Raw genomic sequence first — 25,944 nt, 5'->3', positions numbered from 1 at the left:
CGGTACTTTCCTGACGATATTCACTGCTGATAATTGCATGAGTTGAAAATCGCCGTCTACACTTGAAAAAATAATATCCTGTGTCCTACGCATTTAAAACGAGCAGCAAACTCCAGTGAGGTCAACATGTCTGTCACCAACAGAGATTTGCGCGATCTTGTCGAAAAACAATTAAAATATACCCTATGTGTTAGCTTAGATAAGGCTACCAACGGCGATATATTCAATGCTGTTGCGCTGGCGGTGCGGTATTTTCAGCAAGATCACTTTCTTGATAGTCAGGCCCGTCAGCGCGCGGAAAAGAAAAAGCGCGTTTATTATCTCTCAATGGAATTTTTACTCGGGCAGTCATTACGCAATAATCTGATGAACATGAATTTGTTAGATGATATGCGTCAGGTTGTCAATGAACTCGGATTTGATTTCGATAATATTTTTGATGAAGAACCCGATGCGGCACTTGGGAATGGGGGGCTGGGGCGCCTGGCCGCCTGCTTCATCGATTCTATGGCTACGTTAGATATTGCTGCTTCAGGGCATGGTATCAAATACGAATATGGTTTATTCAGGCAGACGTTTGAGAATGGTCAGCAAGTCGAACATCCGGATGACTGGCATTCCAGGCACTCCCCATGGCTGGTTGAACACCATAGCCAGGCAATGCTGATCCCTATTGGCGGTTTTATTGAACACGCAGATGATGCCAATGGCAATTACAATCCAATGTGGATGGGATGGAATACCATCGTGGGCATCCCTAATGATTATTTCGTTTCTGGTTACAGAGGTAGTACCACAAATAAACTTCGGTTATACAGTGCCGTAGCCTCTAATTCCTTCAATATTCATATATTTAATCATGGCGATTATATAAAAGCAGTCAGTGAAAAAATTGCATCTGAAAATATTTCAAAAATACTCTATCCTTCTGATGAAATTCTCTCAGGCAAGGAGCTACGGCTTACCCAAGAGTATTTTCTTGTGGCATGTACTTTGCGTGATATTTTGCGTGAATATGCTGAAACTGAAACGGACATTTCGTTACTGCCGAAGCATGTTGCTATCCAGCTTAATGATACGCATCCCGCGCTGGCTGTTGTAGAGCTGATGAGGATGTTGGTAGATGAATATAGTCTTCCCTGGCAACAGGCCTGGGATATTACACAGAAAACCTGTGCATACACGAACCACACGTTGATGCCCGAAGCGCTGGAAACCTGGCCTGTGGCGCTGTTTGAAAAACTGTTGCCGCGACACCTGCAGATTATTTTTGAGATTAACCATCGTTTTCTTGATGATATCGCCTCCCGTTGGCCGGATAAACCGCATTTGTTGGCTTCCTTGTCTCTGTTTTCGGAGGATAACGATAAGAGAATCAGGATGGCAAATTTGGCCATCGTCGGGAGCCACTCTGTAAATGGGGTGGCGTTACTCCATTCCGAGCTTATCAAAACACACCTTGTCCCTGATTTTTACTTCATAACGCCAGATAAATTCATTAATCAGACCAACGGAATCACGCCGCGCAGATGGCTACAGCAGGCGAATACTCATCTCGCCGCATTTCTGAATCAACAACTAGGCACCCGATGGCCAACGGATTTACATCTGCTTCGCCAGTTGGAGAAACACGCAGATGATACGGGCATTATCGACCAAATTCGCGGCATTAAATTCAAAAATAAATCCACGCTGAGCCAGATCGTGTCACAGCGTTATGGGATTATGTTGGACCCAATGGCCATGTTTGACTGCCAGGTAAAACGCATTCACGAGTACAAACGTCAGTTGCTGAATATTTTGCATGTTATTTCACTCTATATTGATATCAAAGATAATGGGAGAACCATAGCGCCTAAAGTGCATCTCTTCGCAGGGAAAGCGGCTCCGGGCTATCGAATAGCAAAGCTAATTATTCAGTTAATTAATACTGTCGCGAATAAAATCAACAGCGATACACGTATTGCCGGGCAGTTGAAAGTCGTTTTTCTTGAGGATTACAAGGTTTCGTTAGCTGAAAGGATCATTCCGGCTACAGATCTTTCGGAGCAAATTTCTACTGCAGGTACTGAGGCATCGGGTACCAGTAACATGAAGTTTGCGTTGAATGGTGCATTAACAATGGGCACGTACGATGGTGCGAATATTGAAATACTTGATGCGGTAGGGGCGGAAAACTTCTATCTTTTTGGCGCTATTGCTGAAGATATCAATAAAATACGTTACAATGGTGAAAATAACCATTTTTATAACCAAAGTAATCCGCGAATGATGCGTATTGTGGACACGCTTACCTCTGGCGAGTTTACCTCCGATCGAGAACTTTTCGCACCTTTACACCATATGCTGACTACAGCCGATAATTATTGCCATCTGCTGGATTTTGACAGCTATAGCCAAACTCAACATCAGGCGATGACGGATTATGAACATCCGCATCAATGGCATCGAAAAGCATTGCTAAATATCAGCCGAATGGCGGAGTTTTCGAGTGATAGAACCATTCAGGGCTATGCAAGAGATATCTGGGGAATAAATTGCTGATGGTTATTTTCCAGGTATCTTTCGGGAGCGATGTCGGTGATTTAATAAGCTAGCATGCTGCAGCAAATACCGAGGGTGATTATGAACTTTGAAATATATAGTGAAAAAGGCGTACAGATAGTTGTTCCACTGGTTCGCCGGTTGGATACTTCTGTCGAGTTGGCCTTCAAGCAGCAGGTGCTGGAGGTTATTGAAAAGAACAATAAAAAGGTATTGCTGGATTTCAGTCACGTAGATTTTATTGACAGCAGTTGTCTCGGCGCACTGGTGTCGATACTCAAGAGTTTAAACGGCAAAGGTGAACTGGTGCTGTGTTCGCTCAATAGCAACATACATGACCTCTTTAAGTTGACCAGAATGGATCGTATTTTCTCCATCAAGGATAATCGGCAGGATGCATTGCTGATGTTGATGGACTGATATCACAGCGCTTTTTGGTGAAGCATGATGGATTTTTTGCCAACGATTAAAATGAGAACTGGCGCATTCTCGCGCCAGTTCTGCAAAACATGCCCGCTTAGCTGCCGTTATGAGTGGCCTGATGCTCGGTATCTATGATTCTAACAGCGCATTAAACTTCGCCAGCCACTGCGGATGCGCGGGCCAGGCGGGAGCCGTCACCAGGTTGCCGTCTACATGGGCCTGATCGATGCCGATAGTGGCGTAGTGTCCACCCGCGAGGCGTACCTCAGGCGCACAGGCCGGATAGGCGCTACAGGTTCGCCCTTTCAGGATACCCGCGGCAGCAAGCAGCTGTGGGCCGTGACACACTGCGGCAATCGGCTTACGCGCGGCGTCAAATGCCTGCACCAGCTTTAACACGTCCTCATTTAGCCGCAGATACTCGGGCGCTCTCCCTCCGGGGATGAGTAGCGCGTCGTAATCCTGTTCCTTGACGGTGGAAAAATCGGCGTTGAGGGTAAACCGGTGCCCCGGTTTTTCGCTATAGGTTTGGGCTCCGTCAAAGTCATGGATTGCCGTCATGATGTAGTCGCCCTTCGGTTTGTCGGGGCAGACCGCATCCACCTGATGGCCAATCATCTGCAAAGCCTGAAAAGGCACCATGGTTTCGTAATCTTCGGCGTAATCGCCAACCAGCATCAGGATCTTCTTGCTCATCATTCCTCACCTTTTTTAATAAAGATGATTAAGATATAGCCTGGCATGGCTGAATTGCCGGAAATAAAAAAGCCCGTCAGAGCACGGGCAACATAAGCAAATGAATAAGTGATTCGTTATCAACATTGTTGGAGGATAACGCTGCGCATTTTACGCGGCAGTAAGGGAAGCAGATACCTGACATATTCGGTAGGTGAAACAAGCGATTAAACGTGCGTTACGTTGCGTCGAAGGTCGGGTAAAGGCTATTTTCAAGAAATTCGACGAGATACCAGATCTCACCGCTAAAAATAAACCAGAAGCCCAATATAATAAGGAGTAAAATAATTAAGGTGAGTATTATTTCGGTTTTTCCCATTGCAGCTTTAACCCACCTGAAGCTAATTGATTCGAGGTGGGCATTGTAGCGGGGCTTTCCTGGATACTCCAGTTTCATGCAGCAAGGACTTTATTGCGTCCATCATTTTTAGCGCGATATAGCGCATCGTCCACACGCTTAAACAGCTCGTCAATATTCTCTCCCTGCTCGTGCCGCGCCACGCCAATGCTGACGGTAAAGCGCGGCAAGCCCGGGATCGTAATGCGGGCAACGGCTGCACGGACTGACTCGGCAATCTGCAACGCGGTATCGAGAGAGGTATGGGGCAGCAGGATGACGAACTCTTCACCCCCCCAGCGAAACACCAGATCGCCCTCTCGACTGCAGGCTTCCAGCGTTCGCGAGAGGGCGATAAGCACCTCATCGCCTTTCAGATGACCGAACAGATCGTTAATGTTTTTGAAATGGTCGGTATCCACCAGCAGCAGGCTAAATTGCTGCTGCGCAGGAAGTTTATTCAGGTTGCTTTGATCGGTAATCGCGTAGAACTGCCGCCGGTTGAGTAGCCCGGTCATGGAGTCACGTAAGGCCGCATGTTCCAGCTCCTGCTCCAGCCTTTTTTGCTCGGTGATGTCGTGGATGATGCACAGCATCAGCTTGTCACCGTAGATCTCAATGGGCCCGGCATACGTCTGAACGTGGCGGGTGGATCCATCGGCAAGGCGGTGAACAAAATTGAGCGGCTTATGTCCGCCGGGCAGCGCGGCAATCGCAGTCATAATGGGCATCACATCACGCCCCAGGGTATTGATTTCCCAGGTATGTTTACTGCACATATCATCATGTGAATAACCATAAAAATTGAGCGCGGCCAGATTGGCATCGACTATTTGACCATCGCGGGCAGGATCGATTAGCAGCATCGGGGCGCTGTTGGTCAGAAAAAAGCGCGCATAAAAACCCTGTTTTTTCCGCTGGTAGTTGGCGGAACGGCTGGCTTTCAAACCTGAGAGTATTTGTGGGGAGATCCCCTCGAAAACAATCACATCTCCCCAGGGAGCGTAGTGGGCAAGCGAGAGACGACAGGTTAACGGCGTATTCTGTCCATCCCGGCTTAGCGTCCAGATTTCGACGATCTCCTGCTCTGTTTTCAGCTCAGGAACATACATCGACAGGAGGGTTTGCGCACTGGCAGAGTAGATCCCTTTGCGCAGGTCATCGATCGTTTTATCCCCCATGATCTGCGTTGCGGCCACATTCGCAAAAATGATCTGTTCCGACACGGGTGAAATGAGCCACACGGGTGTTTTAATTACATTCAACGCATCAAAACAAGGTTGCGACATAGGCATTTCCTGTTCATCGGCACGCTGGGGCCGACAGTCATGACAGAATTGACTCGCGTGTACTCCTTTGAAACATACTCTACAAAATCCCGTCAGGCATGGTTTTTTTGTGAAGCAAATGCATGTTCCGAATGAATTTTACCAATTGGTATAATTTGCTTGTCGGAGTTTATTTGCAGAAGCAGCCACGGCACCTGTTCGGCAGGCAAGGGTCGGGAAAAAAGGTATCCCTGCAGGTAATCGCAGCCGAGACGGGTGAGGACCGCCTGCTGTTCCTCCGTTTCGATCCCTTCTGCCACCACATTCATCTCCATGGTCCGGGCGATACTGATGATGGTTTCAACCAGCTTGTAGCTTTTTTCATTTTCCAGCATCGAGGTCACAAAGCTTCTGTCGATCTTGAGTTCTTTAGCCGGCAGCACGCTCAGCATCAGCAGGTTGGAATAGCCCGTACCAAAATCATCAATCGAGACGACGATCCCCGCATGATTAAACGCATTGAGCAACTCAATGCTGCGGTCGAGATTTTTAAGCGCGGTGCTCTCCGTTACCTCAAGGATCAGCCGCGACGGAGACAGGTTATATTTTTCCAGCATCGACGAAATGATATGGAAAATGTCCGGCTGTTCGAACTGGACGGGGGATAGGTTGAGCGACAACGTCCACTGGCTGAACCCTTGTTCAGTCCAGAAATGAAGCTGTCGGCATGCCGCTTCAATGGCCCAGTTACCTACCGGAATAATTAAGCCTGTTTGTTCCAGCGAGGGGATAAAAAGATTAGGCAGTACAACGCCTTGCTCAGGATGTCGCCAGCGCAGAAGGGCTTCAAAACCGTGAATGGTTTTCTCTCCCGCATGCCAGGTTGGCTGGTACCACAGTTCAAACTGATCGCGTTCAAGCGCCTGAGAGAGCTCCTGCAGGAAACCGGGTTTCGCCGGGATCGCCGTTGACATCTCGGCCCGGTAAATCGCCCAGCCGTTGCGGCCATCTTCTTTGACATGATGTAAGGCTGCATCCGCCTTGAGCTTCAGCTCGTGCAGCGTTTCGCCATCCTGAGGATAGAGGCTGACGCCCGCGCTAATCGTCGTGCTTAACGTATGTCCGCAGATAGACAGGGGGCGTCGTACATCCCCGAGCAACGAGGTGAGCAGGGCGTTGAGCTTGTCGTCATCACATTCAGGCACCAGCAGGATAAAGGCGTCTCCTCCCAGCCTTGCCAGGGTCATCTCACGCGTGAGTCGGGCCGTGATGCGCTGCGCGACGGTGATCAATAGCTCATCACCGACGCTGTGACCCCACGTGTCGTTAACGCGCTTGAAGTGATCGACGTTCAGGAAAATAACGGCAAATGGCTTCTTGCTCAGCAGCGCGCTGCGCAGACAATCCTGCATGCGGAGATCCATCTGGTGGCGGTTTGCGAGCCCGGTGAGCGCGTCAAAACGCGCCTGTAGCTCAAGCTGGCGGTTGAGCTGCTGCAGATTATCCGTCAGCCGGCTGGTGCGCCGGTGAGAATCGATAAGTGAAATGAGCAACATCACGCCGAGCAGGCAGAGCGTGGTGACTGAAACCCAGATGGATAACCCCAGCTCGCCAATCCCACCGGGGAGGGTGTGCGCCATTTCCTGAAACTGCGCGGCGCTCATGCCGGTATAGTGCATCGCGCAAATCGCGGCGCCCATAACGAAAGCCGCGAGAAGGCGATCGATAAAGACGCCTTTTTGTTTATCCCGCAGACGGAAAGCCAGCCACAGCGCGGTGCCGGAGGCAACAACGGCAATAACCACGGATACCGCCACAATGCGGCGATCCCAGATGATGCTGTCCAGCATCAGGGCCGCCATACCGATATAGTGCATAGACACCACGCCAGCGCTCAGGATTGCCGTGGCGAGGATCAGTCGTAAGGGAGAACGTTTTTTGCCCGTGACGGCAATATTAAGGGCCGTGGCTGAAGCAACCACCGCGACGCCCAGTGACGCAAGGGTTAACCAGAGGTCGTAGCTCATCATCATGGGCATTTGCATCGACAGCATGCCGATAAAGTGCATTGACCAAATGCCAATGCCTAGCGTAACCCCACCGGCAATGCGCCAGAACAGGGCAGCCTTGCGGCTGGAAAGGGGGATCTTTCCGGCGCTGTCCAGCGCCACAAAGGAGGCGATAAACGCCACCAGATAAGAGATAGCGATTAACACAGGGTCCCACGATATATTGAGCATTATGCAATCCCACGCCTGAGAGGGTCACCGATTTCGCCTGCCGGGTACATCTTTATTGGGCAACGAACATGCGCATTCAAACCATATTAGTTATTTATCGTGAACTATGACCAGTCATATTAAAACTCTAAAACTTATTAAGAATATAAAATATATTCTATTTGTTAATGTATTAAGCATTGCTAAACAAAAACGAATAACAGTAGCAAAGCTCCTTAAATATGAGGGCGATCGTATCGTCTCACCGCGGGCGATACTATCGCTTAAGATGGCTGGAGACCAGTATCACAGCATCCTGCGCAGAACATTTTCACTAATACGCTCTTTTTATCTGACTTAAGACAAATCTCAGGATGCTAACGGCGAAACCAAAAACAAGCGTCGTTTGCGATGAAAAACTTCTGAGCCAATGCTATAAGTCTTAATGCCGACCAAAATATAAAATGTGGGTATTATCATGCTAAAAGATATTAGTGTCAGGACCTTTATTATTGGGTTCCTTTTATCTCTTTTTTTTGTGAATGCAGGTGTCGTTGTTCTATTTTCCAGCAATGCTTCTCTCTTTATTTCGCTTAATGTCATCAACTTCGTTGCGCTATTTTTGCTCTGGGTCTATATGACGAAGTATCTTGTGACGCCGATCAATACGGTGAAGAAAAGTATTGAAGAGGTGACAGCAGGTAACCTTGGCGTCTCTATCCCTGAGTTTGGCAACAACTGTGCGGGCCGACTCATCCCGGGGATCAATAGCCTTTCCGGCAACATTGCAACGCTGGTGCGCGAGATCAGGGCGTCATCGCAAACCGCCATGACCTTATCGGATCAGCTCTCGACACGGAGCGCTCAGCTTTCGGTGAAAACCGAGCAGCAGTCTGCGTCTTTAGTGCAAACCGCAGCCAGCATGGAGCAAATGGCCGCGAGCACCAGGAACAATGCCGATAACACCCGCCTGGCGAGCGAGCAGGCCACGGTGGCGACGTTACAGGCGCGCAAGGGCGGCGAGCTGATGGGGCAGGTCGCCAGCAATATGCAGTCTATTACCGAATGCGCACAGCAGATGACGGAGATTATTTCGCTCATTGACGGCATTGCGTTCCAGACGAATATTCTGGCGCTTAACGCGGCCGTTGAGGCGGCAAGGGCGGGCGATCACGGAAAGGGGTTTTCTGTCGTCGCGGAAGAGGTAAGACACCTGGCGCACCGCAGCGCAGAGGCCGCAAAGAATATCAAAACGCTGATTGACGTCACCAGCAATAACGTCACCCAGGGGGCCAGCGTTGTGTCACAGGCAGAGAAAAATATGCATGAAATCGTGACCGGCTCGGGGAATGTCAGCCGGTTAATGGACGACATTTCCGCATCGACGTCAGAGCAGGAGAAAGGAATCTCTCAGATTACGCTGGCGCTATCGGAGCTGGAGCGGGTCACGCAAAGTAACGTGGCAATGGCAGAAGAACTCAACGGCTCCTCTGACGTACTGCGCAATCAGGTGATTGAGCTACAGGCCCGAACGCGCAATTTCAGACTCGACCCGGGTTCCTCTTCCTTATCATCTACCGGCTCGCCATCCTTCCTTCAGCGGCCAGAGCACTCGCTCTGAAAACCCGCAATCATGTCACCGCTTTTCTTGCCGGGTGGCGCTGCGCTTACCCGGCCTACACTCTGCAACAATATCAATACATTACCCCCTTCACAGTAGGCCCGCGCAAGCGTAGCGCCGGCGGGCGAAACGCACGGCATGTACATTTCCTGAACGATATCAGCGCGATGGGATACATAGTTGTTGCTTAACCCCTGATGAAAGCTAGACTGACACCGAAAGAGCTAAAAAGGTGGAGGCGCGGTGGAAAGCATTAAAGGATCTGAACTTAACGTTCCGGACGCAGTTTTTGCATGGGTGCTGGACGGTCGCGGCGGTGCGCGACCGCTGGAAGATAATGATGTGATCGACAGTGCGCATCCCTGCTGGCTACATCTGAACTACACCCATACGGACAGCGCGGACTGGCTGGCCTCGACTCCGCTCCTGCCTAACAACGTGCGCGATGCGCTGGCGGGTGAAAGCCTGCGGCCCCGCGTGAGCAGAATGGGTGACGGTACGCTGATCACCCTGCGCTGTATTAACGGCAGCACGGATGAGCGTCCGGACCAGCTGGTTGCGATGCGTGTCTACATGGACGATGGGCTGATTGTCTCCACCCGGCAGCGTAAAGTCCTCGCGCTGGATGACATCGTCAACGATCTGAAAGAGGGCACCGGGCCGGTCGACTGCGGCAGCTGGCTGGTGGACGTCTGTGACGCTCTTACCGATCATGCGAGCGAGTTTATTGAAGAGCTTCACGACAAAATCATCGACCTGGAAGATAACCTGCTCGATCAGCAGATCCCGCCGCGCGGTTTTCTGGCCCTGTTGCGTAAGCAGTTGATTGTGATGCGCCGCTATATGACGCCGCAGCGCGACGTGTATGCGCGTCTTGCCAGCGAAAGACTCACCTGGATGAATGACGATCAGCGACGCAGAATGCAGGATATTGCCGACAGGCTTGGGCGCGGGCTGGACGAGATTGATTCCTGTATTGCCAGAACGGCGGTGATGGCGGACGAAATCGCGCAGGTGATGCAAGAGTCGCTGGCGAGAAGAACCTATACGATGTCCCTGATGGCGATGGTCTTTTTACCCAGCACATTTCTTACCGGGCTGTTTGGCGTGAACCTGGGCGGTATCCCGGGCAATGCCTATCGCTATGGCTTTACCGCGTTTTGCGTCATGTTAGTTGTTTTGATTGGTGGTGTTGCATGGTGGTTGCATCGTAGTAAATGGCTGTAAATTTACGCTTTTTTGTTCTTTTACCGGGATCAAAACGCTCTTTTAATTGAGCGAAGTCAATAAACATCTACCCCGTAAGGTGCAATATTACTCCCGCAGGTGAATGCAACGTCAAGCGATGGGCGTTGCGCTCCATATTGTCTTACTTCCTTTTTTGAATTACTGCATAGCACAATTGATTCGTACGACGCCGACTTCATAGTCGGCTTTTTTTTGCCTCCTGATTCTCAGCGTCTACCCTAAAAGGGACGACAGCAAATTCTGGAGGGAATGATGAGCATCCTGAACGCTCTGCTACTGCAACAATCGCGTCAATCCGATCCTATCCCCAGCGATCCGGTGCCAATGCCCGATCCCATCCCGCGCCCGCAGCCGATGCCCGACCCGCCGCCGGATGAAGAACCGATTAAATTGTCGCATCGGACCGCGAGATCTGCGAGGATACGCGCCATCTGACCGCAAAGATGACCACGAGAGACTACTGTGACCGCTTTTTCTACCCTGAATGTTCTGCCCGCCGCCCAACTCGATAACCTCAACGAGTTGGGATACCTCACGATGACGCCTGTTCAGGCGGCCGCGTTGCCCGCCATCCTCGAGGGCCGTGACGTGCGCGTGCAGGCGAAAACGGGCAGCGGGAAGACGGCGGCATTTGGCCTTGGCCTGTTGCAGCACATTGATGCGGCGCTTTTTCAGACCCAGTCTCTGGTGCTATGCCCGACCCGCGAACTAGCAGACCAGGTTGCGGGTGAACTGCGTCGCCTGGCGCGTTTCCTGCCCAACACCAAGATTTTAACCCTCTGTGGCGGACAGCCGTTCGGCGCGCAGCGTGACTCACTCCAGCATGCGCCGCACATTATAGTCGCCACGCCCGGACGCCTGCTGGATCACCTGCAAAAAGGCACCGTCTCACTGGACGCGTTACAAACGCTGGTGATGGATGAGGCAGACAGGATGCTGGATATGGGCTTCAGCGATGCGATTGACGAGGTGATCCGTTTCGCACCGGCCGATCGCCAGACGCTGCTGTTCTCTGCGACCTGGCCGGACGCTATCGCCGCCATCAGCGGGCGCGTGCAGAAAGATCCACTCACCATTGAAATCGACAGCGTAGATGCGCTGCCCGCTATCGAGCAGCAGTTCTTTGAAACCTCGCAGCAGGGGAAAATCCCGCTCCTGCAGAAATTGCTGAGCCAGCATCAGCCTGCATCCTGCGTGGTGTTCTGTAATACCAAAAAAGACTGTCAGTCGGTCTGTGATACCCTCAATGCCGCCGGGCAGAGCGCATTGTCGCTGCATGGCGATCTGGAACAGCGCGATCGCGATCAGACGCTGGTTCGATTCGCTAACGGCAGCGCCCGTGTTCTTGTCGCAACCGACGTCGCTGCGCGCGGTCTGGATATTAAATCCCTTGAACTGGTGGTGAACTATGAGCTGGCGTGGGATCCTGAAGTGCATGTGCACCGTATTGGCCGTACCGCACGAGCAGGGAACAGCGGTCTGGCGATCAGCCTCTGCGCGCCGGAAGAGGCGCAGCGCGCCAACATTCTCTCTGAGATGCTACAGATTAAGCTGAACTGGATGAATGCCCCTGCTGGCGTCCGCCTGGTGCCGCTGGAAGCCGAAATGGCGACGCTGTGTATTGATGGCGGTAAAAAAGCCAAGATGCGTCCAGGTGACGTATTAGGCGCGCTGACCGGGGATGTGGGTCTGGACGGAGCGGATATCGGTAAGATTGCGGTCCATCCGGCGCATGTCTACGTAGCAGTTCGCCAGGCGGTGGCCCATAAGGCATGGAAGCAGCTGCAGAACGGGAAAATTAAGGGTAAAACCTGTCGCGTACGCCTGCTGAAATAAAGAATTAAGCGTCTCAGAAGGTATTTCTGAGACGCTACTCGCTTACTTCACTTCAAGCACGTTCAGACGCAACTCTTCAAACTGACTATCATCTTCTTCCGGCTGCCAGCCGGCTGGCTGCATGGGAATATCTTCCCGGTCAAACGCCAGGTCGCCGCCATTCACCACGTCTGAGTCATGGTTGATGCCTTTAAAGTCGAACAGTTCAACATCCGCGAGATGGGAAGGGACAACGTTCTGCATCGCGCTAAACATGGTTTCGATACGACCCGGATAACGCTTATCCCAGTCGCGCAGCATGTCGCCAATCACCTGACGCTGCAGGTTCGGCTGAGAACCGCAAAGGTTACATGGAATGATCGGGAATCCTTTAGCCTGAGAAAAACGCTCAATGTCTTTTTCACGACAGTAGGCAAGCGGGCGGATCACAATGTGTTTGCCGTCATCGCTCATCAGCTTAGGCGGCATGCCTTTCATCTTGCCGCCGTAGAACATGTTGAGGAACAGCGTTTGCAGGATATCGTCGCGGTGATGGCCTAGCGCAATTTTGGTCGCGCCCAGCTCCGTCGCGGTACGATACAGAATGCCGCGGCGCAGACGAGAGCAAAGTGAGCAGGTGGTTTTCCCTTCCGGGATTTTCTCTTTCACAATGCCGTAGGTATTTTCTTCGACGATTTTGTACTCAACGCCCAGCTTCTCGAGGTATTCCGGCAGAATATGCTCCGGGAAACCCGGCTGTTTCTGGTCAAGGTTGACCGCCACCAGCGAAAATTTCACCGGTGCACTTTGCTGAAGATTACGCAGGATCTCCAGCATGGTGTAGCTGTCTTTACCCCCTGACAGGCAAACCATGATGCGATCGCCTTCTTCAATCATGTTGAAGTCTGCAATGGCTTCGCCCACGTTACGGCGCAGTCGCTTTTGCAGTTTGTTCAGGTTGTATTGCTCTTTTTTGTTAATCTCTTGATTCTCTTGCATTTAGTACTACCTTCGGAGCCAGCAGGGGCAAAAATTGTATGCCGCGTATGGTACGGATTCCGGCGGCGAATACCAGCACGTTTTACAGCGGGGTTATATCTGGCGTTGCTACGCGCTGTCAGCGTGCGCTGTGGTTTCAAGACCTATAGCATCTTACTCGTCCTGGTTTTCCATATTTGTTATATGACGGCAGGGAACTTATATGGCATAAGACTATTAAACGATTATCAAAAGGAAAGACGTTATGTCGCTTTATGACCTCAAAACTGAAGCACTTGCATTACCGGAGACCTGGCACTCTCAAGTATTAGGCCGCATTGGAACTGCGAATCTCAAAGTTTTACGAATGGATGAACGCTCAGTGATTGAAGAGGTTCATGAGTATGACGAGGGGCTACTGGTCATTGATGGACGTCTGGAGCTGAGCGTGAAAGGTAAAAAAATCTCTGTAACGTCTGGACAGCTTTATGTAGCCAAAGCTGGCAATCCCCATACTGTAGAAACAGGCAGTTTTGGCACACTGGTTATCATTGATTTACCAGAAGCGGAAGTGGGCTCACTTTAAGCGCGGCTTGCGATGAGGTCACAGATTGTCAGGATTGTTCGACGTGCTAATCCAAACTTTAATCAAACTCAACGTTATCAACCCCATCACAACGGCAACAGTGGTTACTACAATATAAGATGTCATAAAATAATCTTTTCTGGTAAAGGTCTTCATTCGACTCATTTCTTTTGCATTAGTTCCTGCAAAGAGCAAAATTTTAATGAAAAGAAGTGTCGGGTTTTAGTCTGTGTTATGTAAATAAAAGCGAGGAGGGGTGTGATTATAGGTTTTAAAAAAACGCCTGCATTTAGCAGGCTTTAATAGTAAGACCTTTTTATTATTTTAATTCAAAAGATAAATCCTAAAGGTGCTCTCTGAAAATACTGGCGATTTTACTGAGATTTAGCCGGAAACGCATATCACAAATGGTTTTTTGCGGCATCAAGTATCTTCTGAGAGGTGAGTTCTCTATCAGAGGCAACGTAGACAAAGCTGCGATCTCCGGTTAAAGATGGGAAACCAGCAGACATAATCTGAAGGTATATTTCTTCTCCATCCGGATACTCCTGCCTTACGGACGTAACGCCTTGTTGTACCGTGACAACTTTACCAGGCTTCCCATTGAAAAAAACGATGACATTCTTCATAAACCACCCTGTGTTTTTTGAGAACATACGAAAACTAAAGCAAGCATTTTTTAGCTTTAACGTGTATTGTGGCAGTCCGTAAAATCAGGAGATGCCTATGTCTGGACGTAAAAATACACAATCCCATCGAAATCATTTAGTCAAATGTTCATGCCCAAATTGCTCTAAAGATTCAGAGCATAGTTTTAATCGCGTGCAAAAGGGCGCTCAACTTGTCTGCCCGTACTGCCACGCTTTGTTTAAATCTACTCAACGATTCTAAACCAAAGTAGCCGACAAAATGAGTTAGCTTTGAGTTTTAGACCATTCATGCAGCAGTTCTGTACTTCATCACATTGGTAGCGCACTCGTTAAGAAAATATGCTGGCTGTTGATTAGAATAACAGTCATATTATCCAGGGCCCGTTTACTTAAGACAGCTTTTTGGTAATCACGGGCCATTGATAATATTATCTATCCAGAAGAATGACATTGGCAGCAGCAGGGCCTTTATCGCCGCTCAGAATCGCAAATTCGACCTTCTGGCCTTCAAATAGTGTATTAAAGCTTTCTCCCTGCAGGGCAGAGAAATGAACAGAAACATCCTTACTGCCATCAAGTGGGGAGATAAAACCAAAGCCTTTATCTTCATTAAACCACTTAACCAGACCTTGAATTCTTGAAGACATAAATACTCCTTTTAAAGACTCTTTAAATGATAAGAAGTGACAAAACGTATGGACTCAAAAGGAGGGGATATCAGCGATAGCGCCTGGTTATGAGGACTGCCTGGTAAAATAGTGTATTCGGTATTGCATCGAACTAACTAAATCATTAAGGCACGGACTGAGTTGATAAGCAAACGTTATTTTAGCCATCCGGGCGGCTGTCTTGGCGCGCTTCCAGTCACGTTGAATCTGGTTCAATTCTCGATAAAAAGTCGTCGGCTTGATGTTCGCCTTTGCGAATCCGGGGCACGAAAAAGGGCTGCGCGCATTGACCTTGTGAATATATTTTGATTAGGCTATGTGTGTCCAGCACCACGCTTTTTCTTAAAATTTTTATCCCATTGGAAGGGTTTTACGTGTTCAAGCTTAATTCATCTCTACTGGCCATTCTCCTGCTGTCAGGTTGTAGTTCTGATCTGGTTCTCAGTCCACCTCAACGACCCGAATACAAGGCTATGCCAGAAATAACCCAGTCTGTGACGCCATCACAGCAGCGTGCAATCATGGCTGGCGAGAGGCCTGACTGGTCAGAAAGAACGCCAGTCAACGCTACAAAGCGCTATTAATAAAAACGTCTCCGCAGGGCTGCCATTCGGTGGCCTTTTTGTTTCCCCTCGATTATGTCGTTTCTTGCGCCGTGGGAGCAGAATAACTATTCGGGTCTGAACGAAAATTTTCGACGCCTGACATGGTAATTATTACGTTATCTACCATGCTTAAGACGATGACAATTCAATCACTTCAGCATCGTTGAAGCGGTTACTTTACTTTAACCGAGAACCCTAAATGCGCCATGCATCTATCCCCGTAGCTGCAGCCACGGCAATATTTTTGCTGGGCGTTTTTATCATCAATTTACAGGTTTGGTATTCTGCACGGGCTGACAGCCTTGCAGGGGCGCACTATGTTGTGCGGAACATGAATGTCATTCTTAAAGAGGCCCGTCATGCAACTCAGCTGGCGAAGCAACTTGCTGAGAATGAGTGTGATGCTGAAGGACAATATCGGCTCGGCACCGAGGCTGCATTACAGCCTCACCTCAGAACGATCATTATTCTGAAAAATGATGCGGTCTGGTGCTCTTCTTTACCAGGAAACCGCGTGTTGTTGGTCAACAGCGCGGTGCTACCAGAATCATCATTGCTGCTCGTCCCTGCGGGAAGTACCGTCAACGGCCTGCCTGTGCTCTTATACCAGACAAATCACGCCGGAAGTCGAATCATCGTAAGCATCAGCGATAGCCATATCCGGGGTGCACTGGATATGCCATTAAATGGCGTTGAATATTCACTTCGAGTAGGCAATACCCTTTTGGGTATGTCAGGTGATGTGGTGACGGCAGGCCATTCGAAGAAAGAGGTATTGACGGTAAAAGCCTCTAATTATCCTTACGAGATACAGTTTAACTCTCCAGTCCTTTTCAGCCTTAAGAGATTATTTAATCGAGCCGGCGGCGTGGTGTTATTCCTGCTGATAATATCGTCTCTTTCTGCTTATATACTTCAGCGATATCTGTCAAAAGATGTTTCACCAGAAGAATCACTGCGTACCGCCATTTACAGAAATGAAATTACGCCCTATTACCAACCCGTTGTTAGCGGCAGGGAGGGAACTTTGCGAGGTGTGGAAGTGCTGGCCAGATGGAAGCATCCGCAGTCAGGATTTATTTCTCCCGCATCCTTCATTCCTCTTGCTGAAAAATCGGGTTTAATTATTCCTCTGACTCAGAGCCTAATGAAACAGGTTGCTAAACAAATGAACTCTATTTCAACATTGCTGCCAGAAGGGTTTCATATAGGGATTAACTTCAGCGCTTCTCATATCGTTGCGTCCACCTTTATGGAAGAGTGTCTCCACTACAAACACAGTTTTATTCAACAGGATCTTAACCTTGTTATTGAGGTAACCGAGCGCGAACCGCTCCACATCGATGAACATCTCGTCAGGACGCTGAATGAGCTGCATAACAACGGATTTGCCATTGCGCTGGATGATTTTGGCACGGGATATTCCGGTCTATCGTACCTGCAAGAACTGCATATTGATTACATTAAAATCGACCAAAGTTTTGTTGCCAGGGTTAACGCCAATGAGGACTCAACCCTGATCCTGGATTCGGTACTGGAACTGGCAAAAAAACTTTCAATTAGTATTGTGGCGGAAGGGGTTGAGACACAAGATCAACTTGATTACCTCATCCGCAATAACATCCGTTTTTTACAGGGGTTCTTCTTCTACAAACCTCTACCTTACAAGGAACTGGTCAAAGTCCTCTTGTCGAAGCCTAAAGTTAAAGTGAGGGTGGAGTGAGGTTTATCCAGCACATGACTAAGATAGGGTATAATGCGTCTTCCAAAACCGCTCAACAATCCAGTGACGCATTCAATGACCCTCAATCGCTTTTGTTACTTACTCTTGATTTTCGCTGCGATCGGCAGCCTTTTATCGTCGAATCCTGTGGTCGTGTGGTTTCTGCTGATCAATGTGCTGACGATAGTCATATATGGTGCCGATAAAATGGCGGCGCGTAAGGGGATGCGCAGGGTTCCGGAAGCGACGTTGCTGGTATTTGGCGTGACCGGAGGCTGGCCTGGCGCCATTGCGGGGCAACAGCTCTTTCGCCATAAAACCCAAAAGCAGCCTTTCAAGACCTATTTTTTCATCAGCATTGTCGTCAGCATCGCCGTGATGGCGGCGGTTTACCATTTATCGGCTTATTCTCCCTTATATTAATCCCTCGGTTACTGCCAATAGTAGTAGGACTATTCTTAAGTTGTTGCTGTTTTTTGCGCAATCTGAATAATACGTGCAACAACACGGACGACAACATCCCATGAAAATAGAATCTATGATGCTGGCAGTGCTGGTGGTCTTTTCTGCGCCTTCCTGGTCCGCTTTTCAGGAGCGGGAATATAATACCTGGTATATGAAAAATGCGGTGCTCTACGATATGACGCAGACCTCGGCAGGTTATCCCGTCCTGGTGAGCGTATCCCAGCCTGGAAGGAAATCCGCTAATTTGCTCGTGTCATATATTACGGAAGGACGCTGTGGTGAGAATAATCTGCCGCTAAATGTGAATGGTAAAGTGCTGCCCGCAAAATATAATTGTGTCCAGATAGGGCAAAACAGAATTGAGCATTTTTCAGTGGTGGATGCGGAAAGCGTCAATGGCATGGTGATGCACCTGAAATCTGATTTCACTATTCTCCTGCAAAATGATATTAAAATTTGGGCGGCAAATATCAAAACGCCAAAATATGGACTGGCACCGAGATTCTAACTATGAAATGCCTGTATTACGACAGGCATTTTTTTGGGATGTAACGCAATCATTTCTAAGTTAATAGTTTTAATGCATTACTAATCAATATAAAGGGTAAGTGGCCCTGGTTTTTTACGTATTTAAATGGACTGTATGCTAAACGGTACAAAACCGCATAAATAATCCTTTCTGACGTTATGGATAAAGCGCATTACCAGACTTACGCTTGCTAGCGGCGTTTTAGTTGTTCAACACATCCTTACTGGTAAGGAGCAGAAAATGTCGCAACGTAATAGTCTGGATTTACTAAGCCGTAAAGAAGGAATGTGTCTGTTAGAGCAAAGCATGGGTTTTGTCTGGCAGGCAGCGCTTCGGGCGGTCGCGGTATTAGGCGTCGCAGATCGTCTGGTTGAAGGAAAAAAATCCGTCAAGCAGCTGGCGAAGGAGTTGAATGTTGACGTCGACTATCTTCATCGAATCATGCGATTATTGTCCTCTCGTGGAGTTTTCAACGAATTATCTGAAGCTGAATACAGTCTCAGCCATTCAGCACAATTCCTCTGTTCTGAGCATGAATTTTCCTTGCGCGCGGCGGTGCTCATGCTAACAGACCAAACATTCTGGCAGCCAGCGGCTAAAATGGATGAGATATTGCAAGGCAAACCTGTTTTTAACGAATTGTTTGGTAAGCCTTTTTACGACTACTGGCAGCATGACGATAGGGGGCCTGACAGCAACGTTTTTCATGCCGGTATGGCCTCTATGTCATCCGTAGAGAATGAAGTCATCGCAGATAGCTATTCATTCCCTCAAAACGCTGTCGTTGCCGATATCGCCGGTGGGCTGGGTAATTTATTGCTGACCGTTTTACGTCGAAATCCGACCTTAACGGGGATCCTTTTCGATCAAAAAGACGTGCTTGAGCGGAATAGACTGCACCTGTTAAAGGATAATCGTCGATGGGAGACCGTTGAGGGCAGCTTTTTTGAAGCCTGTCCTGTAGCGGACATTTACCTGCTTAAGTATATTTTGATGGATTGGCCTGATGAGAAGGCCATTCAGATCCTTCAATGCTGCAGAAAAGCTATGAAAGAAAACGCCCGACTATTAATTTTTGAGCCGCTTATTAAAAAAGAAAATAATGAGCTGGGACGATTCGAAATTGACCTTCTTCTGTTAACAAGCTTTGATGGGGGGCGGGCACGAACAGAGTCTGCGTATCAGGCCTTGTTTGAGCAGACCAATCTGAAGTTGAACAAAATAATAGACACCCATTCGTATCTGTCGATTTTAGAAGTCGTACCTGTCTGAACTGTTTAAATAATATTCACAGAGCATGTGCCCAGCATTCCGTTTTACCGTATTCCTGCTACGCTTGTTTGTTGTACCAGGAGCATGAATATGAAAAACAAAGATGAACAAACCGGATTAGTGGGGCTGGCCATTGGAGCCGCCGTTATTGGGCTGGTTTCAGCGCAAAAACCGATCCACCGCAATAGTATTGTCGATGAGCTGGTCAGGCTCGGGAGGCAAAAAGGCGATGGTGTAGAAGACGAGGTTTTCGTGAAAGCCGCCGAGCTGGTGAGAAAAGGGGTATAGCCCATGGCTGAAAGACGTAATGCGAAGTGCCATTGCGGCGCGGTGGCATTCACCGTTGAGCTTACCGATGGCCTGAACACCGCGCGGCGCTGCAGCTGTTCTTTTTGTCGAATGCGAGGCGCGGTCGTCGTCTCTGCGCCGCTGTCGGGGATTACGGTGACCAAAGGTGAGGATAAGCTCACCGAGTATCGCTTTAACACGGGAACGGCACGGCATTTCTTTTGCTCGGTGTGCGGAATTTACACGTTCCACCAGCGGCGTTCTAATCCTAATGAATACGGCGTGAACGTCGCCTGTTTTGAAAGCGTTTCTCCGTTTGATTTCCCGCAGATAACCGTGATGGACGGCGTCAACCATCCCACGGATGGGGAAAGTGGAGTATTTGGCTATCTCACTTTTCGCGAGAAAGGGAAAGAGCAGGCATGATTGCCGCCTGGCCACTCTTTAATCAGCCTGGCTATAGTGGAAAGTGGTTATCTGAAACAGGAGAAACTATGCTCTGTGTTGAAAAAGACGATCCGCGTGAGGCCCCTGAATCAGGTGATAAAAAGCCTCAGCCTGTGAAAAAATAACGCGAGGTATGCGTTTACCCGCCACCGGCACTGCTGGTGGCTTTTTGTTTCCAGGGAACGCGGTTAACCGCCATCCAGGTGGTTTAACACTGTGCCGAGATGCCCGACAATATCACCAAAATCAAAAATTAACGCCATCCACAGCACGGCTAAAAGGGTAAGTACGGCAAGGGATACACGACCAAACAACGCTGTAATCCTTAGTGACGAAAGGGCTATCACCTGAGTTTAACCAGCTTTCTTTCAACTTACCCTCAACCAATCCCTTTCTGAAACTGTCTTTTGTGACGGACTTCAAAAAATGGGTGAGCCCGCATCATAATGCGGGCTCGGATAATCAGAACTGGTAAACCAGACCTAACGCTACTACGTCATCGGTGCCGATGCCGTTGTTTTTGTAGAAGCTGTCATCTTCATCCAGCAGGTTGATTTTGTAATCAACGTAGGTGGACATGTTTTTGTTGAAGTAGTAGGTCGCGCCTACGTCAGCGTATTTAACCAGATCCCGATCGCCCTGACCGTTGCCCAGGTCCTTACCTTTAGACTGCAGGTAGGAAAGGGTTGGACGCAGGCCGAAGTCAAACTGGTACTGTGCGGTCACTTCGAAGTTCTGGGTTTTGTTCGCTACGGCGTCGGTGTTATCACCATACGGGGTCATATTGCGGGTTTCAGAATACATTGCCGCCAGGTAGATGTTATTGGCGTCATATTTCAGACCCGCAGTCCATGCATCCGCTTTGTCACCACCCGCTGTGGTATTCATCACCTGCTCGTTGGTACGGTCAGAAGAGGTGTAGGCGGCACCCGCAGTAATCCCCATGCCGAAGTCATAGGTAGTAGAGATACCGAAGCCATCACCATTCTCGTGACGCGTGTCGCGACCGTTGTTGGTGCCTTCCTGATTGTTGCTGGCATCTTCATTTTTGCCCTGATACTGCAGTGCAAAGTTCAGACCCTGCACCAGACCATAGAAGTCGGTGTTACGGTAGGTTGCCACGCCGTTTGCGCGGCCCGTCATGAAGTTGTCAGCTTTGGTATAAGAGTCGCCACCGAACTCAGGCAGCATATCGGTCCAGCCTTCCACGTCGTACAGCACGCCATAGTTACGACCGTAATCGAAGGAACCGTAGTCGCCCACCTTCACACCGGCGAAGGCCAGACGCGTCCAGGACTGGTTATCAGACCCTTCGGTGTTGTTGGCCTGAATGTTGTATTCCCACTGCGCGTAGCCGGTCATCATGTTGTTGATCTGGGTTTCGCCTTTGAAGCCCAGACGCATATAGGTTTGATCTCCGTCAGCGCCTTTATCGTCGGAGAAATAGTGCAGACCATCTACTTTTCCGTACAGATCTAATTTGTTACCGTCTTTATTATAAATTTCTGCTGCATGTGCAGAGCCAGCCATTAACAGAGCCGGAATCATCAGAGCCAGTACTTTTCTTTGCATTGTGATATTCCTTTGCAGTTGTTTTTATTTAATTACCTGTTGAACTTTCAGAATGAGAAAGTTGTCTCATGCTAAATCACTCCTGTGTAAGAGTAATAAAGTATAATTGTTACGAACTAAGTAAAATCTAAACCGAATAAATCGGCGGAAATGATCATTGATTTGATGAATGATTTAAAGGTAAGTATATTAAATTGAAATTATTAATCAGGCGTTAATTAAGGTAATCTTCTTGGTGTTATATGCCTTTAAGATGATTCATCCATAATTAACGTGAATGCTATTAAGGAAACTTAATAGATATTCATTGATTATCTGGATTCGCCCGGTGTGAATACGCCGGGCTTTTTTTATGGCAAAAAAATGCCCGGACAGGCCGGGCAGAGGAACTAGTCGCTGGTCGGTTTTTCGGCTTTACCCGCCATTTGCGCCAGGAAGTCATAGCGTTTTTGCAGGTCAGCAGCGGCGTCTTTCCAGAGCTGTTCGGCCACTTCCGGCTGCTGCGCGTTAAGGCGACGGAAGCGCTGTTCCTGCATTAACGTCTCGGCCAGAGCATCTGAAGGCGGACGCGAATCCAGCGCCAGCGGTAATTTACCCTCGTCAGCACGACGCGGGTCGAACCGGTACAGCGGCCAGAAGCCGGTCGCGGTGAGCTGACGCATCTGGTCGTGGCTGAGCGCCAGGTCGTAGCCATGCTCTTCGCAAGGGCTGTAGGCAATGATCAGCGACGGGCCTGGATACGCCTCCGCTTCCTGAATGGCTTTTACCGTCTGGTTAAGCTGGGCTCCCAGCGAGATTTGCGCGACGTATACGTGACCGTACATCATCATGCTCACACCGAGATCTTTGCGCGCCTTGCGTTTACCGTGTTCACCGAATTTCGTCACGGCGCCTAACGGCGTGGCTTTCGATGCCTGCCCACCGGTATTGGAATAACACTGCGTATCCAGAACCAGGATGTTGACGTTTTCGGTCAGGCTCAACACGTGATCCAGTCCGCCAAAGCCGATGTCGTAGGCCCAGCCGTCGCCGCCAATCAGCCAGATAGATTTTTCGACCAGGGCGTCAGCGTCGGTCAGCAGCTGTTCAGCTCCCGCCACACCCTGAAGCACGCGACGCAGCTCGGCAACCTGCTCACGACGTTCTTCTGGCGTCGCGTCCGCATGAAGCGCGTCATTGAGCTCAGCAGGGATCTGCCCGGCAAACTGCTCCAGCAGGCGCATCACGCGCGCGCGGTGCTGATCGACGGTCAGGCGGAAGCCCAGTCCGAATTCGGCGTTATCCTCGAATAACGAGTTTGCCCACGCCGGACCGCGACCATTCGCGTCGGTGGTGTACGGAGTGGAAGGCAGATTACCGCCATAAATTGAGGAACAGCCGGTTGCGTTGGCAATCAGCATCCGGTCACCGTACAGCTGGGTAAGCAGCTTGATATACGGCGTCTCACCGCAGCCGGAGCAGGCCCCGGAGTACTCAAACAGCGGCGTAATCAGCTGTGACGTACGAATATCAATACGTTCCAGTTTGCTACGATCGATTTCCGGCAGATTCAGGAAGAAGTCATAATTGACCTTCTCCTCTTCAACGTGCTCCAGACGCGACATCATATTGATGGCTTTGATCTCCGGATCCTGCCTGTCTTTCGCCGGACAGACCTCGACGCACAGGTTACAGCCGGTGCAATCTTCCGGCGCGACCTGCAGAACGTATTTCTGTCCGCGCATATCACGAGATTTCACATCCAGGGAATGCAGGCTGGCCGGCGCGGCTTCCATCTCTTCCGGTGACACCACTTTGGCGCGAATAGCAGAGTGCGGGCAGGCCGCAACGCAGTGGTTGCACTGGGTACACAGCTCTTCTTTCCAGATGGGGATCGCTTCGGCAATGTTACGTTTTTCCCAGCGCGTGGTGCCCATCGGCCAGGTGCCATCCGGCGGGAGCGCAGAGACGGGCAGGGCATCGCCCAGACCGGCCAGCATCGCCGCCGTCACGGTCTTAACGAAATCAGGCGCCTCATCGGACACCACCGGAGGGCGATTCGGACTTGCGGCATTCACCGGCTGCAGATGCACCTCGAACAGCGATTCGCGCGCCAGCGCCAGCGCCTGCCAGTTTCGCTCGACCAGTTCCTGGCCCTTGCTGCTGTAGCTTTTGGCAATCGCACCCTGCAGTTCCACCAGCGCGCTGTCGCCCGGCAGGATATTGGTCAGGTGGAAGAAGGCCATTTGCATTACGGTATTAATACGCGCAGCAAGGCCACATTCTCGGGCAATTTTTGCGGCGTTGACCACATAGAAACGGGCTTTTTTCTGGTTCAGCACCGCCTGAACTTCCTGCGGCAGCCGCGCCCAGACTTCGTCCGCGCTGTAAGGCGTATTGAGGAGGAAAATACCGCCGGGCTTCAGGCGCTCGGCCATCTGGTATTTATCGATAAACTGCAGCTGGTGGCAGCCGACAAAGTCCGCCTGAGAAATAAGATACGCGGAGCGGATGGGCTGTTCGCTCACGCGCAGGTGGGAAACGGTCAGGCCGCCTGCTTTTTTGGAGTCGTAAACGAAGTACCCCTGGGCGTACCACGGCGTTGAGTTGCCGATGATTTTGATGTTGTTTTTGGTCGCGGAGACGCTGCCATCGCTGCCCAGACCATAGAACAGCGCCTCAAGTTTGGCGGTCGAGGGCAGGGTATTTTCCGGCAACGACAGGGACAGGTTTGTCACATCATCATAAATGCCGACGGTAAAGCGCGGCTTGGGCTTCGCTTCGCTTAACTCGTTGAATACCGCCAGCACGCAGTCCGGCCCAAACTCCTTGGAGGACAAACCATAGCGACCCCCGATTACGCGCGGCAGCGTTTCACGTTCGCCCTGATTAAAGGCTTCTGCCAGGGCGGTCATCACATCCAGATAGAGGGGTTCCGCCTGTGCGCCAGGCTCTTTGGTACGGTCGAGCACCGCCACAGCGCGGGCGCTTTCAGGCAGAGCCGAAAGCAAATGTTTAGCCGAGAACGGACGATAGAGACGCACTTTAAGCACGCCAACTTTTTCGCCGCGCGTCAGCAGCTCGTCAACCACCTCTTCACAGGTCCCAATGGCTGACCCCATCAGCACAATGACCCGTTCCGCCTGCGGATGGCCGTAGTACTCAAACGGTTTGTACTCACGGCCGGTCGCGGCGGCAAAGTCATTCATTGCCTGCTCAACATGGTCGTAAACCGCGTTGTACCAGGGGTTCGTGGCCTCGCGGGACTGGAAATAGGTATCCGGGTTCGCCGATGTCCCGCGAATAACCGGGTGTTCAGGATTCAGAGCCCGGGCGCGATGCGCGTCGATTTCCGCCTGCGGCAGCAGATTCAGGATAGTATCGTCGGCCAGCGGGACGATTTTGTTGATTTCGTGAGAGGTGCGGAAACCATCAAAGAAGTGAATAAACGGCACGCGGCTTTTGAGCGTGGCGATATGCGAAATTAAGGCAAAGTCCTGCGCTTCCTGAACGCTGCTGGCGCATAGCATCGCGCAGCCGGTCTGGCGCACGGCCATCACGTCAGAGTGATCGCCAAAGATAGAGAGCGCGTGGGTGGCAACGGTACGCGCGGCAACGTGCAGAACGAAGGGCGTCAACTGACCGGCGAGTTTGTACAGCGTTGGGATCATTAACAACAATCCCTGAGAAGAGGTAAACGACGTGGAAAGCGCGCCGGTCTGAAGCGCACCGTGTACCGTGGCAATCGCCCCGGCTTCAGACTGCATTTCAACCACTCTTGGGACATCGCCCCAGACGTTTTTTAACCCGTTACCCGCCCATGCATCTGCCTGCTCGGCCATGGTAGAACTTGGCGTAATCGGGTAGATGGCGATAACTTCACTGGTGCGAAACGCGACTGAGGCAACTGCACCATTACCGTCAATAGTTTGCATAGGACAACACCCTTACATTGCGCAAAAAATAGGGGTC

At 50.2% G+C, this 25,944-nt stretch carries 25 protein-coding genes and 1 pseudogene; 15 read left to right on the top strand and 11 right to left on the bottom strand.

What is annotated here, in order from left to right; all coding sequences use genetic code 11:
• The first annotated feature begins 126 nt into the window (after nt 1-126).
• Both AC2TE5_RS12490 and AC2TE5_RS12485 read left to right on the top strand, forming a co-directional pair.
• Nucleotides 127-2,544: a glycogen/starch/alpha-glucan phosphorylase gene (locus tag AC2TE5_RS12490; RefSeq protein WP_484611736.1), complete on the top strand. Its 2,418-nt coding sequence runs from the start codon at nt 127-129 to the stop codon at nt 2,542-2,544.
• An 81-nt stretch (nt 2,545-2,625) separates the two neighbouring features.
• Entirely contained in the window at nt 2,626-2,964 is a 339-nt protein-coding gene (locus AC2TE5_RS12485) for an STAS domain-containing protein (RefSeq protein WP_213327710.1), read from the top strand.
• A 132-nt stretch (nt 2,965-3,096) separates the two neighbouring features.
• On the opposite strand, the gene AC2TE5_RS12480 is transcribed toward AC2TE5_RS12485, so the two are convergent.
• From AC2TE5_RS12480 to AC2TE5_RS12465, 4 genes are all read right to left on the bottom strand, one after another.
• Nucleotides 3,097-3,663: a DJ-1/PfpI family protein gene (locus AC2TE5_RS12480; protein WP_213328013.1), complete on the bottom strand. Its 567-nt coding sequence runs from the start codon at nt 3,661-3,663 to the stop codon at nt 3,097-3,099.
• Between the two features lie 217 nt (nt 3,664-3,880).
• On the bottom strand, nt 3,881-4,021 hold the full coding sequence (locus AC2TE5_RS12475; RefSeq protein ID WP_484613340.1) for an Ecr family regulatory small membrane protein: 141 nt from the start codon (nt 4,019-4,021) through the stop codon (nt 3,881-3,883).
• A gap of 74 nt (nt 4,022-4,095) precedes the next feature.
• Nucleotides 4,096-5,328 carry a sensor domain-containing diguanylate cyclase gene (locus AC2TE5_RS12470; protein ID WP_484611735.1) on the bottom strand — a complete coding sequence of 411 codons (1,233 nt, stop codon included), beginning with the start codon at nt 5,326-5,328 and terminating at the stop codon, nt 4,096-4,098.
• Nucleotides 5,329-5,420: 92 nt separating this feature from the next.
• The gene (locus tag AC2TE5_RS12465) at nt 5,421-7,547 is read right to left on the bottom strand and encodes a putative bifunctional diguanylate cyclase/phosphodiesterase (RefSeq protein ID WP_484611734.1); all 2,127 of its coding nucleotides are present in this window, start codon (nt 7,545-7,547) and stop codon (nt 5,421-5,423) included.
• Nucleotides 7,548-8,004: 457 nt separating this feature from the next.
• Here AC2TE5_RS12465 and AC2TE5_RS12460 point away from each other — a divergent pair, with 457 nt between their 5' ends.
• The 4 genes from AC2TE5_RS12460 to dbpA all read left to right on the top strand — a co-directional run bounded on the left by AC2TE5_RS12460 (nt 8,005) and on the right by dbpA (nt 12,231).
• Nucleotides 8,005-9,147, top strand: coding sequence for a methyl-accepting chemotaxis protein (locus tag AC2TE5_RS12460; protein WP_213327707.1), 1,143 nt, complete (start codon nt 8,005-8,007; stop codon nt 9,145-9,147).
• 243 nt (nt 9,148-9,390) lie between these two features.
• Entirely contained in the window at nt 9,391-10,374 is a 984-nt protein-coding gene (zntB, locus tag AC2TE5_RS12455; RefSeq protein WP_213327706.1) for a zinc transporter ZntB, read from the top strand.
• A 273-nt stretch (nt 10,375-10,647) separates the two neighbouring features.
• Nucleotides 10,648-10,830, top strand: coding sequence for a proline-rich small protein YnaL (gene ynaL / locus AC2TE5_RS12450; RefSeq protein WP_071787463.1), 183 nt, complete (start codon nt 10,648-10,650; stop codon nt 10,828-10,830).
• Nucleotides 10,831-10,857: 27 nt separating this feature from the next.
• Nucleotides 10,858-12,231 carry an ATP-dependent RNA helicase DbpA gene (gene dbpA / locus AC2TE5_RS12445; RefSeq protein ID WP_484611733.1) on the top strand — a complete coding sequence of 458 codons (1,374 nt, stop codon included), beginning with the start codon at nt 10,858-10,860 and terminating at the stop codon, nt 12,229-12,231.
• Nucleotides 12,232-12,273: 42 nt separating this feature from the next.
• Here dbpA and ttcA read toward each other — a convergent pair whose 3' ends face one another.
• Entirely contained in the window at nt 12,274-13,209 is a 936-nt protein-coding gene (gene ttcA / locus AC2TE5_RS12440) for a tRNA 2-thiocytidine(32) synthetase TtcA (protein WP_121423904.1), read from the bottom strand.
• A 35-nt stretch (nt 13,210-13,244) separates the two neighbouring features.
• Nucleotides 13,245-13,313, bottom strand: a pseudogene (locus AC2TE5_RS12435) (hypothetical protein); the annotation flags it as partial.
• A 140-nt stretch (nt 13,314-13,453) separates the two neighbouring features.
• Here AC2TE5_RS12435 and AC2TE5_RS12430 point away from each other — a divergent pair.
• Entirely contained in the window at nt 13,454-13,774 is a 321-nt protein-coding gene (locus AC2TE5_RS12430; RefSeq protein WP_484611732.1) for a cupin domain-containing protein, read from the top strand.
• A gap of 18 nt (nt 13,775-13,792) precedes the next feature.
• On the opposite strand, the gene AC2TE5_RS12425 is transcribed toward AC2TE5_RS12430, so the two are convergent.
• Nucleotides 13,793-13,900, bottom strand: a complete 108-nt coding sequence (locus tag AC2TE5_RS12425) for a YnaM/YnfT family protein (protein WP_353511636.1) — start codon at nt 13,898-13,900, stop codon at nt 13,793-13,795.
• A 275-nt stretch (nt 13,901-14,175) separates the two neighbouring features.
• The gene (locus AC2TE5_RS12420; RefSeq protein ID WP_029741521.1) at nt 14,176-14,403 is read right to left on the bottom strand and encodes a hypothetical protein; all 228 of its coding nucleotides are present in this window, start codon (nt 14,401-14,403) and stop codon (nt 14,176-14,178) included.
• A 91-nt stretch (nt 14,404-14,494) separates the two neighbouring features.
• Here AC2TE5_RS12420 and AC2TE5_RS12415 point away from each other — a divergent pair, with 91 nt between their 5' ends.
• Nucleotides 14,495-14,665 carry a YnfU family zinc-binding protein gene (locus AC2TE5_RS12415; protein ID WP_306432126.1) on the top strand — a complete coding sequence of 57 codons (171 nt, stop codon included), beginning with the start codon at nt 14,495-14,497 and terminating at the stop codon, nt 14,663-14,665.
• A gap of 187 nt (nt 14,666-14,852) precedes the next feature.
• On the opposite strand, the gene AC2TE5_RS12410 is transcribed toward AC2TE5_RS12415, so the two are convergent.
• On the bottom strand, nt 14,853-15,071 hold the full coding sequence (locus AC2TE5_RS12410) for a cold shock domain-containing protein (RefSeq protein WP_047647596.1): 219 nt from the start codon (nt 15,069-15,071) through the stop codon (nt 14,853-14,855).
• Nucleotides 15,072-15,896: 825 nt separating this feature from the next.
• Here AC2TE5_RS12410 and AC2TE5_RS12405 point away from each other — a divergent pair.
• The 7 genes from AC2TE5_RS12405 (at nt 15,897) to AC2TE5_RS12375 (ending at nt 20,546) form a co-directional block, all read left to right on the top strand.
• Nucleotides 15,897-17,420, top strand: coding sequence for an EAL domain-containing protein (locus tag AC2TE5_RS12405; protein ID WP_484611731.1), 1,524 nt, complete (start codon nt 15,897-15,899; stop codon nt 17,418-17,420).
• A 75-nt stretch (nt 17,421-17,495) separates the two neighbouring features.
• A complete protein-coding gene (locus AC2TE5_RS12400; RefSeq protein ID WP_213328010.1) occupies nt 17,496-17,843 on the top strand; it encodes a DUF1294 domain-containing protein in 348 nt (115 codons plus the stop codon).
• A 100-nt stretch (nt 17,844-17,943) separates the two neighbouring features.
• On the top strand, nt 17,944-18,393 hold the full coding sequence (locus tag AC2TE5_RS12395; RefSeq protein WP_484611730.1) for a hypothetical protein: 450 nt from the start codon (nt 17,944-17,946) through the stop codon (nt 18,391-18,393).
• A gap of 261 nt (nt 18,394-18,654) precedes the next feature.
• Nucleotides 18,655-19,686 carry a methyltransferase gene (locus AC2TE5_RS12390; protein ID WP_484611729.1) on the top strand — a complete coding sequence of 344 codons (1,032 nt, stop codon included), beginning with the start codon at nt 18,655-18,657 and terminating at the stop codon, nt 19,684-19,686.
• Between the two features lie 90 nt (nt 19,687-19,776).
• Nucleotides 19,777-19,974: a hypothetical protein gene (locus AC2TE5_RS12385; protein ID WP_023312007.1), complete on the top strand. Its 198-nt coding sequence runs from the start codon at nt 19,777-19,779 to the stop codon at nt 19,972-19,974.
• A gap of 3 nt (nt 19,975-19,977) precedes the next feature.
• Nucleotides 19,978-20,400 carry a GFA family protein gene (locus tag AC2TE5_RS12380; protein WP_484611728.1) on the top strand — a complete coding sequence of 141 codons (423 nt, stop codon included), beginning with the start codon at nt 19,978-19,980 and terminating at the stop codon, nt 20,398-20,400.
• Between the two features lie 68 nt (nt 20,401-20,468).
• Nucleotides 20,469-20,546, top strand: coding sequence for a hypothetical protein (locus tag AC2TE5_RS12375; RefSeq protein WP_223239581.1), 78 nt, complete (start codon nt 20,469-20,471; stop codon nt 20,544-20,546).
• A gap of 337 nt (nt 20,547-20,883) precedes the next feature.
• Here the strand turns inward: AC2TE5_RS12375 and ompC are convergent, their stop codons facing one another.
• Both ompC and nifJ read right to left on the bottom strand, forming a co-directional pair.
• Nucleotides 20,884-21,993 (bottom strand): porin OmpC, encoded by a 1,110-nt coding sequence (gene ompC / locus AC2TE5_RS12370; RefSeq protein ID WP_484611727.1) that lies wholly within the window; start codon nt 21,991-21,993, stop codon nt 20,884-20,886.
• A gap of 389 nt (nt 21,994-22,382) precedes the next feature.
• Nucleotides 22,383-25,907, bottom strand: coding sequence for a pyruvate:ferredoxin (flavodoxin) oxidoreductase (nifJ, locus tag AC2TE5_RS12365; protein ID WP_484611726.1), 3,525 nt, complete (start codon nt 25,905-25,907; stop codon nt 22,383-22,385).
• Between the last annotated feature and the right edge of the window lie 37 nt (nt 25,908-25,944).

The sequence above is a fragment of the Enterobacter sp. N5-15 genome, assembly GCF_057221635.1.
This window is presented reverse-complemented; position numbering and strand designations above follow the sequence as displayed.